General features: G+C 65.7%; 13 protein-coding genes. 10 read left to right on the plus strand and 3 right to left on the minus strand.

The genetic code is table 11. The annotated features are described in order from the left end of the window. The 7 genes from LWW96_RS21625 to LWW96_RS21655 all read left to right on the plus strand — a co-directional run. A partial coding sequence (locus LWW96_RS21625; RefSeq protein ID WP_291489934.1) for an FtsX-like permease family protein occupies nucleotides 1-969 on the plus strand: 969 nt, incomplete at its 5' end. Between the two features lie 52 nt (nucleotides 970-1,021). Continuing rightward, complete coding sequence (locus tag LWW96_RS21630; RefSeq protein ID WP_291489935.1) at nucleotides 1,022-1,273, plus strand: hypothetical protein; 252 nt, start codon at nucleotides 1,022-1,024, stop codon at nucleotides 1,271-1,273. A gap of 47 nt (nucleotides 1,274-1,320) precedes the next feature. Next, complete coding sequence (locus LWW96_RS21635) at nucleotides 1,321-1,944, plus strand: DUF3299 domain-containing protein (protein ID WP_291489936.1); 624 nt, start codon at nucleotides 1,321-1,323, stop codon at nucleotides 1,942-1,944. Between the two features lie 30 nt (nucleotides 1,945-1,974). Further along, nucleotides 1,975-2,427 carry a hypothetical protein gene (locus tag LWW96_RS21640; RefSeq protein ID WP_291489937.1) on the plus strand — a complete coding sequence of 151 codons (453 nt, stop codon included), beginning with the start codon at nucleotides 1,975-1,977 and terminating at the stop codon, nucleotides 2,425-2,427. Between the two features lie 220 nt (nucleotides 2,428-2,647). After that, complete coding sequence (locus LWW96_RS21645; protein ID WP_291489938.1) at nucleotides 2,648-4,768, plus strand: TonB-dependent receptor; 2,121 nt, start codon at nucleotides 2,648-2,650, stop codon at nucleotides 4,766-4,768. Between the two features lie 236 nt (nucleotides 4,769-5,004). Beyond that, nucleotides 5,005-6,045 carry an ABC transporter substrate-binding protein gene (locus LWW96_RS21650; RefSeq protein WP_291489939.1) on the plus strand — a complete coding sequence of 347 codons (1,041 nt, stop codon included), beginning with the start codon at nucleotides 5,005-5,007 and terminating at the stop codon, nucleotides 6,043-6,045. A gap of 288 nt (nucleotides 6,046-6,333) precedes the next feature. Beyond that, a complete protein-coding gene (locus LWW96_RS21655) occupies nucleotides 6,334-7,290 on the plus strand; it encodes an AEC family transporter (protein ID WP_291489940.1) in 957 nt (318 codons plus the stop codon). Between the two features lie 16 nt (nucleotides 7,291-7,306). Here the strand turns inward: LWW96_RS21655 and pdxH are convergent, their stop codons facing one another. Continuing rightward, nucleotides 7,307-7,981, minus strand: a complete 675-nt coding sequence (pdxH, locus tag LWW96_RS21660; protein WP_291489941.1) for a pyridoxamine 5'-phosphate oxidase — start codon at nucleotides 7,979-7,981, stop codon at nucleotides 7,307-7,309. A 115-nt stretch (nucleotides 7,982-8,096) separates the two neighbouring features. Here pdxH and LWW96_RS21665 point away from each other — a divergent pair, with 115 nt between their 5' ends. From LWW96_RS21665 to LWW96_RS21675, 3 genes are all read left to right on the plus strand, one after another. Then, the gene (locus LWW96_RS21665; RefSeq protein ID WP_291489942.1) at nucleotides 8,097-8,669 is read left to right on the plus strand and encodes a TetR/AcrR family transcriptional regulator; all 573 of its coding nucleotides are present in this window, start codon (nucleotides 8,097-8,099) and stop codon (nucleotides 8,667-8,669) included. Between the two features lie 150 nt (nucleotides 8,670-8,819). After that, nucleotides 8,820-9,284 carry a (2Fe-2S)-binding protein gene (locus tag LWW96_RS21670; protein WP_291489943.1) on the plus strand — a complete coding sequence of 155 codons (465 nt, stop codon included), beginning with the start codon at nucleotides 8,820-8,822 and terminating at the stop codon, nucleotides 9,282-9,284. A 170-nt stretch (nucleotides 9,285-9,454) separates the two neighbouring features. Beyond that, nucleotides 9,455-11,734, plus strand: coding sequence for a xanthine dehydrogenase family protein molybdopterin-binding subunit (locus LWW96_RS21675; RefSeq protein WP_366118602.1), 2,280 nt, complete (start codon nucleotides 9,455-9,457; stop codon nucleotides 11,732-11,734). A gap of 488 nt (nucleotides 11,735-12,222) precedes the next feature. Here the strand turns inward: LWW96_RS21675 and LWW96_RS21680 are convergent, their stop codons facing one another. Then, nucleotides 12,223-13,170 carry a 5'-nucleotidase gene (locus tag LWW96_RS21680; RefSeq protein WP_291489945.1) on the minus strand — a complete coding sequence of 316 codons (948 nt, stop codon included), beginning with the start codon at nucleotides 13,168-13,170 and terminating at the stop codon, nucleotides 12,223-12,225. Between the two features lie 728 nt (nucleotides 13,171-13,898). Continuing rightward, nucleotides 13,899-14,813: a hypothetical protein gene (locus LWW96_RS21685; RefSeq protein ID WP_291489946.1), complete on the minus strand. Its 915-nt coding sequence runs from the start codon at nucleotides 14,811-14,813 to the stop codon at nucleotides 13,899-13,901. Nucleotides 14,814-15,428 lie beyond the last annotated feature (615 nt).

The following is a 15,428-nucleotide window of genomic DNA, read 5'->3' on the forward strand; positions in this document are numbered from 1 at the left end:
GTGCAGGCGCTGCAGAAGAACCCGCTGGTGGCGCAGGTCATCCCGCTCAGCCTGGGTGACAGCTACCGGGGCTTCCGCATCGTGGGCACCACGCCGGACTACATCACGCACTACGCGGCCACGCTGGCCGAAGGCGCGCTGTGGCAGCAGCCCATGGACGCGGTGCTGGGCGCCAGCGTGGCGCGCGGCATTGTCAAGGCCAGCCACGCAGGTGCGCCGCTGGTCGGCGCCACCTTCATCGGCAGCCATGGCCTGGATGAAGGAGGGCATGCGCACGGCGACCACCCCTATCGCGTGAGCGGCGTGCTCGCGCCCTGCGGCTGTGTGCTGGACCGGCTGATCCTGACCAGCACCGAATCCGTCTGGATGGTGCACGAAACCGCCACGGCCAACGATGCCGAAGACCTGGAAATTCTGAAGGAAGAGCGCGAGGTGACTGTGGCGCTGGTGCACTATCGCACGCCCATGGCGGCCATCACGCTGCCGCGCCTGATCAACGGCGGCACCTCAATGCAGGCGGCGGCGCCTGCCATCGAGGTCACGCGCCTGCTGCGCCTGCTGGGCGTGGGGGCGGACGTGCTGCGCGCCTTTGGCGGCGTGCTGCTGGCGGTGGCTGCGCTCAGCGTCTTCATTGCCCTGTGGAATGCCGTGCGCGAGCGCCGCGCCGACTTGGCCATGCTGCGCATGCTGGGCGCGCCCCCCGGCCGCGTGGCCGGGCTGGTGCTGTGGGAGGCCCTGTGGCTGGCCGCGCTGGCGTCCGCCCTGGGCCTGCTGCTGGGCCACGGCCTGGCCCAGGGGCTGGGCTGGGCGCTGCAGGCCCAGGGCCTGCTGCCCGTGACCGGCGGCATCTGGCTGCCCGCCGAGGCCGGCGTGCCGCTGCTGGCGGCCGGCGTGGCCGCCCTGGCGGCGCTGCTGCCCGCCCTGCAGGCCTACCGCACCGACGTGGCGGACCTGCTGAGCCAGCCATGACCCCCGCCGCTCCGCTGGAAATTCTTTTGTTCGTTACCCTGAAGGACCTCTCATGACCCACCGCCTTTCCCTCCTGGCCCTGGCCCCCTTGCTGCTGGCGGGGGCCCTGGCGCACGCCCAGGCCCACAACGACAAGGAAACGCAGGAAGACATCGCCCGCCACCGCGCCATGGCCGCGGCGCACGAAGCCGCCGCCAAATGCCTGGAGTCCGGCAAGGGCGAGGAGCAGTGCCAGAAAGACCTGCAGGCCGCCTGCCGCAACCTGGCCATCGGCAAGTACTGCGGCATGAAGCACGTGCACTGACACGGCCCCTTTTTTCAACGACACGGACTTTTCCGGAGGTTCCCGCCATGGCCACCCGCTCCCGCTCCCGTTCCCTGTTGCTGCCTGCGCTGACCCTGGCCCTGTGGGCCGGCGGGGCCGGCACCGCGCTGGCCCAGCCGGTGGGCGGGGCCACGAAGCCGGAGCCCGGCGCGTTCGAGCGGGCCACCGGCAGGGCGCCGGCCGACGCAGCGGCTCCCACCGCCGCCGCCCCGGCGCTGTCCCCGCCGCTGCCCGCGGGCACCGGCGCCGGCTACCACAGCCCCAACAGCCCCATTGCGCCGCTGCCGCAGCGCAGCGACGTGGTGCCCTGGTCGGTGCTGGCGGACCTGAACAAGAAGACCACCAAGAACGGCATCCTTCCGGTGTTCAACAGTGCGCAAAAGGGCATGGACAAGACGGTGCAGCGCATCCAGGGCTTCATGGTGCCGCTGGACGCCAAGCCCACGCAGACGCACTTCATCCTCACCTCCGTACCGCTGACCTGCTCGTTCTGCACGCCCGGCGGCCCCGAGAGCATGGTCGAGGTCAAGGCCAAGACCCCCGTGCGCTACTCGCTGGAGCCGGTGGTGGTGGAAGGCCAGTTCGCCGTGCTCACCAACGACCCCTACGGCCTGTACTACCGCGTGGTGGACGCCGTGCCCGTGAAGTAAACGGGCCGCTCCGCGCCGAATTTTTGCCGCATGGCCCGCACCGCTCCGAACAACGCATCCGCACGCCGCCACGACCGGCGGCGCTGGGCGGCGCACGCCGCACTAGGTTGGTTGGTGTTGGCCCTGGTGCTGGTGCCTGCGATCGGGCGCCTGCACCAGATCGCCCACGCCACGGCCCTGGACCGGGTCCATGCCGGCCACGCGCTGGCAGGTGTGGAGCAGCCCGCCCGCGACGCTCAAGACGCCCAGGCCCCAGGCCGCGCGCCGGCAGAGGCGCCCCAGGCCCTGCTGCAACTGCTGGGCAGCCACACCCCGGCAGACTGCCTGGTGCTCGACCAGCTGGCGCTGGGCGACGCCGCGCACGCCACTCCGTTGGCGCTGCCGCCTATTGCGGCGCCTGCGCAGACGCCCCCCGGGCCCGCCGGGCAGGCCGGGGCCACCCACGAAGCGCTGTTCTACGCGCGGGGCCCGCCGCGCGCCTGACGGGCGGCGCGCTCCCCCACGGCACCGCCCTGCGGCGGGTGGCCGCAAACACTCCTGATTTCATAGCTGCTCGCGCTTGCTGGTAAAGCGCTGGCGGCCGTTTTTATTCAATTTTCCGTGGATGCCGCGTTCGCGCGGGCCGGCCGTTGGCCTGCCCGGCGCGCCGTGCCGCCACGGGCTTCCGTATGGACCGCACCTGTTGCGAACCCCTTTGCACACCATGACCTCCATCTTTATCGCAACCCGCCGCCCGGCGCTTCGCTACCGTCCCGCCCTCCATCCCGTGGCCCTGGCCGCTTTGCTGGCCTTTGGCGGCAATGGCGCGGCGCATGCGCAAGGCGCACCCGGCGGCGCCAGTGAAGCGCCCGGCGCCGCACCCGCCAGCCTGCCGGCCGTCACCGTCTCCGCCAGCGGTCTGCAGCTGGGCGCCGCCGACATGACCACGCCCGTGACCGTGCTCGAGGGCGACGAGCTGGTGCGCCGCCGTGAAGGCACCCTGGGCGAAACGCTGAACAGCGAGCCCGGCATCACCAGCAGCCACTTCGGCGCGGGGGCCAGCCGCCCCATCATCCGCGGCATGGACGGCCCGCGCGTCAAGGTGCTGACCGATGGCGCCGAGCTGCACGACGCCTCCACCCTCAGCCCCGACCACGCCGTGGTGTCCGAGCCGCTGCTGGCCACGCAGATCGAGGTGCTGCGCGGCCCCTCGGCCCTGGTCTACGGCAACGGCGCGGTGGGCGGCGTGGTCAACGTGCTGGACGGCAAGGTGCCCACCGCCGTGCCGGAAAAAGGCTATGAGGGCAGCGCCGAGCTGCGGGCCAACACCGGCGCCCGCGAGGCTGCCGGCGCGTTCTCGCTCACGGGCGGCACCGGCCCCCTGGCCGTGCACGTGGAAGGCGTGGCGCGCGATGCCGGCAACTACGGCGTGGGCAAGGGCTGGGCCGGGGGCGACAAGGTACCCGGCAGCTTCAACCGCACCGATACCGGCAGCGTGGGCCTGTCGTGGGTGGGCGACCGCGGCTACCTGGGCGCCGCCTACACCCGCCAGACCGCCAAGTACGGCCTGCCGGGGCACAACCACAGCTTTGACGGCTGCCACACCCATGGCGACCACCTGCACTGCGGTGCGCACGACGGGGAGGAGGGCGACGGCCACGACCACGGCGCCGCGGCGGACCCGGGCGACGTGCCCGTGGTGGACCTGCGCAGCGAGCGCTGGGACGTGCGGGGCGAGCTGCGCAACCCGTTTGCCGGCTTCTCGGCACTGCGCCTGCGTGCGGGCTTCACCGACTACCGGCACGACGAGGTCGAGGACGGCGCCATCAGCACCACCTTCAAGAACAAGGCCTACGACACGCGCGTGGAGCTGCAGCACGAGCCGGTGGCCGGCTTCAAGGGCGTGATCGGCCTGCAGACCTCGCAGCGCAAGTTCAGCGCCGAGGGCGAGGAAGCCTACGTGCAGCCCACCGTCACCCGCCGCACCGGCCTGTTTGCGCTGGAGGAATACCGCTTGGGCGACTGGCGCTTCGAGGCCGCGCTGCGCCACGACCGCCAGACCGCCGAAGCGCAGACCAGCGGCATCGAGCGCAGCCACAACGGCACCTCGGCATCGCTGGGCGCGGTGTGGAAGTTCACGCCCGGCTACCAGTTGGGCGCCTCCTTCACCCGCGCCAGCCGGGCGCCCACGGCCGAAGAGCTGTACGCCCAGGGCCTGCACATGGCCACCAGCACCTACGAGCGCGGCAACGCCGACCTGCGCTCCGAAATCTCGCAGAACATCGACCTGGGCCTGAAAAAGACCAGCGGCGACACGACCTTCGGCGTCAGCGTGTTCCGCAACCGCATCCACAACTACATCTACGGCCGCACGCTGGACGCGCTGGACGGCCTGCAGCTGCTGCAATACAGCCAGGCCGACGCCACCTTCACCGGCATCGAGGGGCAGGTGCGCCAGCGCCTCACGCGCCATCTGGGTATCACCCTGTTTGGCGACACCGTGCGGGCCCGCGTCGATGGCGGCGGCAACCTGCCGCGCATTCCCGCCACACGCGCGGGCGTGCGGCTGGACGCCAGCTGGCAGGCCTGGGAAGGCCAGGTGGAGTGGGTGCAGGTGGCCCGCCAGAACCGTGTGGCCGCGTTTGAGTCGGCCACGCCCGGCTACGGCATGCTCAACCTGGGCGTGAGCTACAACGGACAGTTCAGCACCGGCACGCCCTGGCAGCTGTACCTGAAGGCCAACAACCTCACCGACCGGCTGGCCTACGCCCACACCTCGTTCATCAAGACGGCGGCCCCGCTCATGGGGCGCAACATCACCGTGGGGATGAAGGTGGCGTTCTGACGCTCTGCCGCGGGTCCGCGGCGTTCCGCCGCCGGCCCGCGGCACCTGCGGGACGGCCCCGGCCCACCGCGGCACAACAATCTGATACAAATCAGGCGCTGAACGCCGCCCGGGCGTAAGGTGTTGCGCACGCTGCCGGCCGGGCGGCCGATGGCCCGCCCCGGCGGCAGCTCCGCGGGCACGCAAGAATGCCCGCGGACGGGGCAGGATAGCGCGCAGCAACAGGAACCTCCACGATGATGAAGGCGCACCGCATTTTCCGAGGAATGGCCGCCCTGGTCCTGGCCGGGGCTGGCGGACCGTTGTGGGCGCAGGGCGCCGGCGAGCCGCTGCAGCTGATGTGCTCGGTGCGCGAGGAATGGTGTTCGCTGATCGCAACCACCTTTGGCCGCGTGAGCGGCGCCAAGGTCCAGGTGGTGCGCCGCGGCTCGGGCGATGCGCTGGCCCAGCTGGCGGCCGAGCGCGCCAGCCCCCGGATCGACGTGTGGTTCGGCGGCACCGGCGACCCCCACCTGCAGGCGGCCGAGCTGGGGCTGACGCAGGCGTACAAGTCGCCCTCGCTGCCTCAACTGCGCCTGTGGGCGCAGGCGCAGGCCAAGCAATCCAACTGGCACACCGTGGGGGTCTACATGGGCCCCCTGGGAATCGCCGTCAACACCGACGTGCTGGCGCGGCGCGGCGTGGCCGCCCCCCAGTGCTGGCACGACCTGCTGCAGCCCGCCTTTCGCGGGCAGGTGGTGGTGTCGCACCCCGCCAGCTCCGGCACGGCCTACACCTTTGTCGCCACGCTGGTGCAGCTGCTGGGCGAGGACAAGGCGTTCGGCTACTTCAAGGCCCTGCACCAGAACGTGGGGCAGTACACCCGCGCCGGCACGGCCGCCGTGCGGGTGGTGGGGCGGGGCGAAGCCATGGCCTCGGTCAGCTTTCTGCAGGACGTGCCGGCCGAACGGCTCCAGGGCGCGCCGGTGGCCGGCGTCGTGCCCTGCGAGGGCACGGGCGCGGAGATCGGCTCCATGTCGATGGTCCGGGGCGCGCCGCATCCCGAGCTGGCGCGGCGCTTCTACGAATGGGCGCTCACCCCGGGCGCCCAGCAGTTCGGCGTCGCGGCCGGGCAGTTCCATGTGCCATCGCACCGCGACACGCCCATGGACCCGCGCATGCCCTCGCTGCCCCGCACGCGGCTGGTGAACTACGACTACGTGAAGTACGGATCGGTGGCCGAGCGGCAGCGGCTCATCGACCGCTGGGAGCGCGAGGTCACGGCGCCGCCGCACTGACCCCGCGCCAGCGCCTGCCGCTGCCGCTGCCGCTGCGGGTGCGGGTGCCGCTGCGGGTGCGGCTCAAGCAGCGGACCTCCGTTGGAGTGCGCCAGAAGGCCCCATGCAAGACCCGGCTGTCGGGTGCAATCTGAATAAAAATGGGCCGCAGCGCTTGTGGGGCAAGCGCGAGCAGCTACAACAACAATAGCGCCCCGCACCGGACTGTGCGCGGTGTCGGCCACAATACCGGCCACCTCTGCCATCTCTTGCGGCACGCCCCTGCCGCGCACCCACCGGTTTCCTGCCTTGAACTCGCCCGTCTTCACTTCGCTGGCCCCCGTCATCCTGTTCATCGCCCTGGGCTTTTATGTGGGGCGGCGGGGGTGGATACGCGCCGCCGCGGTGAAGGACCTGGCCAACCTGGTGTTCATGGTGCTCACGCCCGCGCTGCTGTTCCGCACCATGAGCACGGTGCACATCCAGGACCTGGACTTCGGCCCGGTGGGCATTTACTTTGCCGCGTTTGGACTGGTGTACACGGGCACGCTGGCGGTGCTGGGCTTCAGCAGCCTGGGGGCGGCGCGGGCGCTGGCCAACACCTTCAGCAACACGCTGATGATCGGCGTGCCGCTGGTGGGCCTGGTGTTTGGCGAGGCCGGGCTGGTCACCCTGTTCACGCTGATCTCGGTGCACTCGCTCATCCTGCTCACGGCCGCCACCGTGGTGTTCGAGCTGGCCGTGGCGCGCGAGCATGCGGGCCGGCCGGGCGGGGCGCAGCAGCCGATGTGGCGCACCGTGCTGCAGGCCGTGCGCAATGGCATCCTGCACCCCGTGCCGCTGCCCATCATCGCGGGCCTGCTGTTTGCGCAGACGGGGCTGATGGTGCCCGAAGTGATCAACAAGCCGCTGCAGCTGCTGGGCCAGGCGCTGGGCCCCATTGCGCTGCTGCTGGTGGGGGTGACGCTGGCCTTCACCAAGGTGGGACACCACTTCCGCGCGGCGCTGCGGATCGCGCTGGTCAAGTGCGTGGTGCATCCCGCCGTGCTGGCCGCGCTGGGCTGGGCGCTCGGCCTCTCGGGCCTGCCCCTGGCGGTAATGATCGTGGCAGCATCGCTGCCGGTGGGCGCCAACGTGTTCCTGTTTGCCCAGCGCTACAGCGTGGCCGAGGACGAGGTGACCGCCAGCGTGGCCGTCTCCACCGCCCTGGCCCTGGCCACCATGCCGGTGGTCATCCTGGCCGTGACGCGCTGGGTGGTGGGGTGACCCACCGCCCCCGGGTTCAAGGCGCCAGCCGTTCGCGCACCCACTCGCCAGCATCCAGCCGGTAGCGCAGGCGGTCGTGCAGGCGGCTCTTGCGGCCCTGCCAGAACTCCCACTGCTCAGGCTTCAGGCGGTAGCCGCCCCAGTGCGGCGGGCGCGGCGGCTTGAGCATGAACTGCGCGCCGTACTTGGCCGCGTTGGCCACCAGCACGCTGCGGCCTGAAATTACCTGGCTCTGCGGGCTGGCCCAGGCGCCGATGCGCGAATCCAGCGGGCGGCTGTGGAAGTAGGCGTCGCTTTCCTCGTCGCTCACTTTCTCCACCGTGCCCTCGATGCGCACCACACGCTCCAGCTCCACCCAGTGGAACTGCAGCGCCGCAAACGGGTTGCCCGCCAGCTGGCGGCCCTTGCGGCTGTCGTAGTTGGTAAACCAGACGATGCCGCGCTCGTCATAGCCCTTGATCAGCACGATGCGCGTGCTGGGGCGCAGGTCGCTGCCCACGGTTGCCAGCGTCATGGCGTTGGGCTCGGGGATCTGGGCCTTGATGGCTTCTTGCAGCCACTGGTCAAACTGTTGCAGCGGCGCGGCGTGCGAGGCGTCTTCGTTCAGCTCGGCGCGCTCGTAGCTCTTGCGCAGGTCGGCAATGGCGGAGGAAAGGGGAGAGGAGGGCGAGGTCATGGGCCGATTGTGCATGGCCGCTGCCGCGCAGTACCCCGCCACAGGTCAACCCCACTATTCGCCCGGCTCCAGGCTGGGTGGAGCGACGAACAGACGCCGAACGTTCATTCGCTTATAGTCGCAGGCTCCCATGAAACCCAAAGACGACGAAAAGCAGCGCGCCATTGCCCAGGCCACCTTCGACCTGGTGGCCCAGACGGGCCTGAGCGGCCTGACCATGGCCCAGATCGCCCGCGCCGCCGGGCTGGCCACCAGCACGCTGTACGTGTACTACCCGTCCAAGGACGAGCTGATCAGCCAGCTCTACCAGGACGCCAAGACCGTCACGGCTGCCCGCATCATGGAAGGCGTGACGCCCGAGCTGCCCTACCGCGCCAAAGTGCGCCGCATGTGGGGCAACCTGCTGCGCCACCGGCTGGACCAGTATGCCGAGGTCGTGTTTCAGGAGCAGTACTACAACTCCCCCTGGTTCACGCCCGGCAACCGCGAGTTCTCCACGCGCCTGATGGCCGGCTTTTTTGCAGTGGTGGAAGAGGGCCAGCGGCAAGAGATCCTCAAGGATGTGCCCGTGCCGCTGCTCACCGCCAGCCTGGTCGGCTCCGTGCGCGAGACGGCCAACCTGATCCGGTCGGGCACCCTGGCCGATGACGAGCAGGTTTTGCAAATGGCTTTCAGCCTTTGCTGGGACGCTATCAAAGCCTGACCGGATGCTGCCGCCCTGGTAGCGGCACCGTGCACAAACCCCAACTTTGCTGTTTAATCGAATATTTATTCTCTTAAAACCAGAGCGCGCTCACGCGCCCCGCATTCGCCTTCCCGCAATCGCTTCGCTACACCCCCCGGAGAACCCACGATGCCCACCCTGAACATCAACGGCAAGGACACCGCCGTCAACGCCGACGACTCCACCCCCATCCTCTGGGCCCTGCGCGACACGCTGGGCATGACCGGCACCAAGTTTGGCTGCGGCCAGGCGCTGTGCGGGGCCTGCACGGTGCACCTGAACGGCGCGCCCGTGCGCTCGTGCATCACGCCCATCTCGGCGGCGGTGGGCCAGAAGATCACCACCATCGAAGCCATTGCCGCCGACGACAAGGTGGGCAAGGCCGTGCACGCCGCCTGGGTGAAGCACGACGTGGCCCAGTGCGGCTACTGCCAAAGCGGCCAGATCATGAGCGCCACCGCGCTGCTCAAGGGCAAGAAGAAGCCCACCGACGCCGACATCGACGCGGCCATGGCGGGCAACGTGTGCCGTTGCGGCACCTACGTGCGCATCCGCGCCGCCATCCACGACGCCGCCAAGTCGCTGACTGCTTGAGCGGATTTCGAGCACGCATTACAGCCACGGCCACCCACCAGCCGTTCGGGCTGAGCCTGTCGAAGCCAGGGCGCTCCCGGTCGGAGCCCTTCGACAAGCTCAGGGCAAACGGTGGCGGCAAGGCCGCACCCCCAACACATCGTCAAAACAGTTACGAGCAGGAGAACACCATGCATTTCGACGCTCAAACCGCCCGCAACCACATGCCAAAAGGCCTGGTAGCGCTGATGGATCAAGCGCAAGGCGCTATCAATACCGAAGCAAATGCCGCCGCCCCCGAGGGCGTGGCACGCCGCACCTTCCTCAAGGCCGCGGCCGCATCCGGCTTTGCGCTGGGGGCCTACCCGCTGGTGGCTGCCGCGCAGGGTGCAGGGGGTGCGGCAGCGCCCGCCGGGCTCAAGCCTTTCGAGCAGCCCTCGGCCTTTGTGCGCATTGACACCGATGGCACCGTCACCGTCACCATCAACCGCCTGGACTTCGGCCAGGGCGTTCAAACCGGCCTGCCCATGATCCTGGCCGAAGAGCTGGACGCCGACTGGAGCCGTGTGCGCAGCGTGCACGGCGACGCCAACCCCGCTTATGCCGACCCGGCCTTTGGCATGCACCTCACGGGCGGCTCCAACTCTCTCAAGAACTCGTACACCCAGTACCGCGAGCTGGGCGCCCGCACCCGCGCCATGCTGGTGTCTGCCGCCGCAGCGCAGTGGGGTGTGGACGCATCCACCCTGCGCACCAACGCAGGCTTTGTGGTGGGCCCCGGCGGCAAAAAATTGAGCTACGGCGCGCTGGCCGAAGCCGCCATGCAGCAGCCCGTGCCCGAGAAGGTCACCCTCAAGGACCCCAAGCAGTTCCGCATCATCGGCAAGCCCACGGGCCGGCTCGACGCCCAGGCCAAATCCAGCGGCCAGCAAGACTACGGCATTGACGTGCGCCTGCCCGGCATGCTCACGGCCGTGGTGGCCCGCCCGCCCGTGTTTGGCGCCAAGGTGAAGTCGCTGGACGACAGCGCTGCCAAAGCAGTGAAGGGCGTGAAAGCCGTGCTGCGCGTGCCCACCGACCGCGGCGGCGAAGGCGTGGCCGTGATTGCCGAAGGCTACTGGCCCGCCAAACAGGGGCGCGATGCACTCAAGGTGGAATGGGACACCGCCGGCGTGGAGAAGGCCGATACCGCCCAGCTGCTCACCCAGTACCGCGCCCTGGCCCAGCAAACCGGCACCATCGCCATCCCCGCCGATGTGGCCCCGCTGGCCAACGCGCCGCAAAAGATCAGCGCCGAGTTCACCTTTCCGTACCTAGCCCACGCGCCCATGGAGCCGCTGAACTGCACCGTGAAGCTCGATGGTGACAAAGCCGAGTTGTGGATGGGCACCCAGATGCCCGGCCTGGACGCCATGGCCGCCGCCAAGGTGCTGGGCCTGCAGCCGCAAAACGTGAAGGTGCACACCCAGATGGCCGGTGGCGGCTTTGGCCGCCGCGCCATCCCCACCAGCGACTACGTGGTGGAAGCCTGCGGCGTGGCCAAGGCCGCCCGCACCGCCGGCATCGCCGCCCCCGTGCGCACCCTGTGGAGCCGCGAGGACGACATCAAGGGCGGCTACTACCGCCCCATGCACGTGCACCGCGCCGAGATCGGCTTTGACGCCCAGGGCAACATCCTGGCGTGGGACCACGTCATCGTCGGCCAGTCCATCCTCAAAGGCTCGCCGTTCGAGGCCTTCATGGTCAAGAACGGCGTGGACGCCACGGCCGTGGAGGGCATGAAAGAGCCCTACGACATCCCCATGCGCCTGTCGGTGCACCACCCGCAGGTCAACGTGCCCGTGCTGTGGTGGCGCAGCGTGGGCAGCACCCACACCGCCTACGCCATGGAAACCCTGCTGGACGAAGTGGCCCGCGCGACGAAGCAAGACCCCGTGGCCTACCGCCTGCGCCTGATGGGCGACAAGCACCCCCGCCACAAGGCCGCCCTGCAACTGGCGGTAGACCAGTCCGGCTACGGCAAAAAGAAGCTCGCCGCAGGCCGCGCCTGGGGCGTGGCGGTGCACGAGTCGTTCAGCTCCGTGGTCGCGTATGTAGTCGAAGCATCGGTGAGCAAGGACGGCACCCCCAAGCTGCACACTGTGACGGCCGGCGTGCACTGCAACCTGGCCGTCAACCCCAAGAGCGTGGAAGCCCAGGTGCAGGGCGCAGCGCTGATGGGCTTGTCGATGTGCCTGCCCGGCGCCGCCATCACCCTGAAGGACGGCGTGGTGGAGCAAAGCAACTTCGGCGACTTCGCCGTGCCCCGCATCACCGACATGCCCCAGGTGGCCGTGCACATCGTGCCGAGCGCGGAGCCGCCAACAGGGATGGGCGAGCCTGGGTTGCCGCCGCTGGCGCCCGCGTTTGCGAATGCAGTGGCAAGGTTGACGGGGAAGACGCCGAGGGAGTTGCCGTTTAAGTTGGCTTGAGCGGGTGGGATGAAATGAGAGCGCCGGGTTTGGGAAAGTCCGGCGCTTTTTTAGCCCATTCGATTACTCCAGCTCAGCGCTCCGGCTATTGCTGAGGTGGTGTTTGGTGAAAAGCCTTCGGCCCGCTTCCAGCGGTACAGGATGTGGTGGAGAGGTGTCTGCAATGCAGCGGTTGCAGCCCCGTCGTGCACCCTATTCGTCGCACAGCGGTAATTGGACTTGGCGACTGCAGTACGCATGAAGGTCCACTGCACAGTTTTTAGTAGCCGAAGAACTTTGGGCGACAATCAAATCTGCACCGCTGGCTGTGCATGCCTAGCGCAAACTTTCATTTTTGCCCATTGCCGCCTCAGCAGAGCACGACTTTAGTGTCCGAAAGCTTCCACTAACGCCCTTGGTAAGTCCCTTGGCGCAGGGAGAGCGTCAGATCTTCCGCCTGCTAGACGTGACAGATATCTGTGTGTTGCACTTCATTTACAACTTACTACTTAACCTGCAGGCCTGGGATTCGTGACCCCGAATGGGATGTGAACCGAAGGCACGACAGAGGAAGTTGCCGCGAGATGACCAGATTGATCATCGAAGAAGATGTGCGGCTTCAGTACGCCGAGAACGTTGTGCTTCTCAATGCCGCCAAGAAAGAAGGCATCGTTTGGCATAACACCCCAACTCTTGAGTGTATTCAACGCACGCTCATGCGAGGGGGCATTTCTAGCCGTCACTACCGAGATGCGTAAACGATTTTTGTACGTGGCGTCGGCTCGGCGCCTTTCCTCTTCAACTGACTGAATCTTTGCGACTCGAATCAAAAACTGTTGTAACGGCCCTGGGTTGTGGGGCTGCATTATGTTCTTGACTTCGTGCTCGTGAAACTTGCTGACGTCCTGCGTTTTCTGCATAACCGTCTCAGATTCGTCATCTGCGAGAACTCCGTCAAAGTCAAATGCAATACGCAAACCGGTATCCCCCTCGTCATCAACGACCGCTGAATCAAGAACTTGGCCGGCTGGATAACTCGCCTCGATCGCTGCCGTCACATCGTCTGCGTCACTCGAAAGGAATAGTGCAATATTGAGCGCAGGTATGTACTCATACGGCGCCCGACCCTGCATAAATATCGCACGCGTGATGCCCAGGTCATGATGCTCAATGGATTTCATTACCCGGAGGCCGGTGTCAGGGTCGTTTTTGGATAGTAGAACGACTTCGACCAGTGGATCCTTAGCTGGGTCCGTGCTCAAGTCATTGAGTGATAGCAGTCGACGGATGAAGGAGAACGCTATTCCCTTCGCTAGCGGCTTGTTTAGATTCTCCTGCTGAAACTTTCGGTATGACTCTTCGCCTTGGGCGCGGAAGACCGCGTCGGATTCGCGCAGATCAAACATCGCGCTAGATGCAACGCCAATGACTAGTCGGTTTTGAAGATCGTAGGCCATATCAAGATGCTACCTTTTTGAGTCCTAGCGGATGAAGGGACTTCTTCGTCCCGGCACGATCCGCCCAATTGCGGTATGGCGGCACTAGGTGCCTTGTGTTGGCGATCAACTACGGGGAGTTAGGCCGCGGCAAACAGCCTTTCGACAACGGCTTCTTCAACGACAGAGCGCTGGTAGGTGTAGCTGTCCAAGCCGGCCTTTGATCCAAGTACCAACGGTGCCTTGGAGGAAACGTCGTTTGTTACGAGAACGGTGAAGGCGGGGCCACCACCGACTCGACTTGTCTGATGAAGAGTGCCTGCTGTTACCGAGTACGACTCGCCTTCCTTGAAGACTGAGCGGCCCCGCTCAACCAAGCGGAATAGTTGGTCTGTCTTTATCAAGATGGACTGACCGTCTCGATACTTGGTCTCGTAGACCGAATACTCGTGTCCAGTCGCACTCGCTTCGTACTCGATGTTTTCGACTGCACCAGACAGGACCCAACTTTGAAACTCAAAGAGGTGATCATGAATCTGGCACTCTGGGGACTGCTGAACACCGCCATGTACAGGCCAATAGTGCAGTCTAAGATTAAGGGGGGCCTCCGCGATCAGTGTGCATACGATAAATCCTAGGGGGTGAAAGCGAAAGGGCGCACGAAGCTCTTGCCTCATTGCAAGCAAATCCGCCAAGCGGATACGACCGCAATCAAGGTCGACGCGAATCTGATCTATAGATATGCTCATTCAGTAGGGGTCACTGGGCGCGTTGACGCAACTAAGAACTCTAGCGAGATTAATTTCGCCTAGCCTCACCTCTTGGAACAGGTCAGCACACTTGATCGCCTCCCGTAACTTCATTTCATCGATCTGACCGCTGAACTCAATATTGCCGCAGCAAGTCATTTCCCTTGATTGACGCTCAGTCAAACGTACGTCATCCTTATAAGAGTCATAGAAGTATGTTCCTGCATCGGCTCGGAGCGCTGAAGCCTCTTTTTCTTCCTTTGTTATAACAACATACTGGTCGGCTATGTCGAGTCGGAAAGCGGAAAAATGATCGACGAAGAAAACTCTGATCCTGAGGAGAGGCTCGGAAAATCGAAATTTTAGGGCGGTAAGAGCTGTTGCTAGTATTTCTTCTTGCACTACTTGCCGAGTCCATGCCGTTCCAGACTTTCCTGATTTAAGACTTCTTCGATAGGTCGCATATTCGGAACACAGCGAATCGTTCATTGGATTTAGAACGCAGATGGTTATGTCTCGACCGATTCCATCTGCCCGTGCTGCCTCTGCGAGCTTGGGAATTGTCGTGGCGCGGGTGTATCTGCCACATGCCCCTTTGAATATCCAAGAACGGGTGGCGGATGTGGCGGACTTCAACAGCGGGTTTATCTGTTTCGGTTCGATGACTTCGATTGCGGACCTCTTCACAATATCGGGTTTAAGCCAAAACACGAATGCGCCAATGAAGACTGCCAGGAGCAATGAGACAACAAGATTATCTAGAAGCGAACCAAAGAGAGCGGCGCCAGTTAGCTTCTGCGCTGAATCAAAGTATGGGATAACAAAGAAGCGAACGATCAAGGCGAGCGCAAGTACTAGCGCTACCGCGCCAAAGAACGTGCGACGATAGTGTTGCTTAGAAAGAATTTCGTCCATTGAAGATGTGCTTTTTTGGACTGCCGGTTGAGTCTGCTGGCTCTCCTGCCGCCGGCTTGCAGTCATTGCTGCCAGAGGGCTCCTTGAAGAAATGTAACAGCACCCCTGGGGCTGTTTCAACATGCTGCGTTGGGATGGAATCCGGTGAGGGTCGGAAGACGCTTGTCACGGGGCGCGCAAGCCGTCATTTGAGCCAGTAGGCACAGAGCGGCCAATTTCAGAGATTAGGGCAGCCGGTCAGGAGGCGGCGTTCAGCTACAGGTGTTAGCGATTTGCCATTGATGTACAGGATTGCGAATGACTCAGATCAGCCTGAAGCCTCCCTGGCGTTGCAGGCCATCCCTATGGATGAAAAGTGCCGCTAGCGCTTTGTAGGTAAGCGCAAGCAGCTATCAATTTTGCATTGCGGGACTTGGGCGTGTTGGCTGCGATGCCATCCTGCATTTCAATCTGCGCCGATTGCACTCTGCTCCCCAGCGTCCGCTGCGCCAGCACCGTGTGGGGAGGTTGTATGACAGCTACCTTTTCTCAGCGGGCTGCCGTGGCGTCGCTGGTGCGCGGCATTCAGCACTGCCACAGTCCGCAGATTTCCTAGCGACTCCTATTTTTCTTTAG

It is taken from the genome of Acidovorax sp. (assembly GCF_021287135.1).
Classification (GTDB): domain Bacteria; phylum Pseudomonadota; class Gammaproteobacteria; order Burkholderiales; family Burkholderiaceae_C; genus Acidovorax.

What these genes read in the sequence shown, in the direction of transcription:
- LWW96_RS21630 (WP_291489935.1), top strand. Translation starts at nt 1,022, where the DNA reads ATGACCCACCGCCTTTCCCTCCTGGCCCTGGCCCCCTTGCTGCTGGCG.
- LWW96_RS21635 (WP_291489936.1), top strand. Translation starts at nt 1,321, where the DNA reads ATGGCCACCCGCTCCCGCTCCCGTTCCCTGTTGCTGCCTGCGCTGACC.
- LWW96_RS21640 (WP_291489937.1), top strand. Translation starts at nt 1,975, where the DNA reads ATGGCCCGCACCGCTCCGAACAACGCATCCGCACGCCGCCACGACCGG.
- LWW96_RS21645 (WP_291489938.1), top strand. Translation starts at nt 2,648, where the DNA reads ATGACCTCCATCTTTATCGCAACCCGCCGCCCGGCGCTTCGCTACCGT.
- LWW96_RS21650 (WP_291489939.1), top strand. Translation starts at nt 5,005, where the DNA reads ATGATGAAGGCGCACCGCATTTTCCGAGGAATGGCCGCCCTGGTCCTG.
- pdxH (WP_291489941.1), bottom strand. Translation starts at nt 7,981, where the DNA reads ATGCACAATCGGCCCATGACCTCGCCCTCCTCTCCCCTTTCCTCCGCC.
- LWW96_RS21665 (WP_291489942.1), top strand. Translation starts at nt 8,097, where the DNA reads ATGAAACCCAAAGACGACGAAAAGCAGCGCGCCATTGCCCAGGCCACC.
- LWW96_RS21670 (WP_291489943.1), top strand. Translation starts at nt 8,820, where the DNA reads ATGCCCACCCTGAACATCAACGGCAAGGACACCGCCGTCAACGCCGAC.
- LWW96_RS21675 (WP_366118602.1), top strand. Translation starts at nt 9,455, where the DNA reads ATGCATTTCGACGCTCAAACCGCCCGCAACCACATGCCAAAAGGCCTG.
- LWW96_RS21680 (WP_291489945.1), bottom strand. Translation starts at nt 13,170, where the DNA reads ATGGCCTACGATCTTCAAAACCGACTAGTCATTGGCGTTGCATCTAGC.
- LWW96_RS21685 (WP_291489946.1), bottom strand. Translation starts at nt 14,813, where the DNA reads ATGGACGAAATTCTTTCTAAGCAACACTATCGTCGCACGTTCTTTGGC.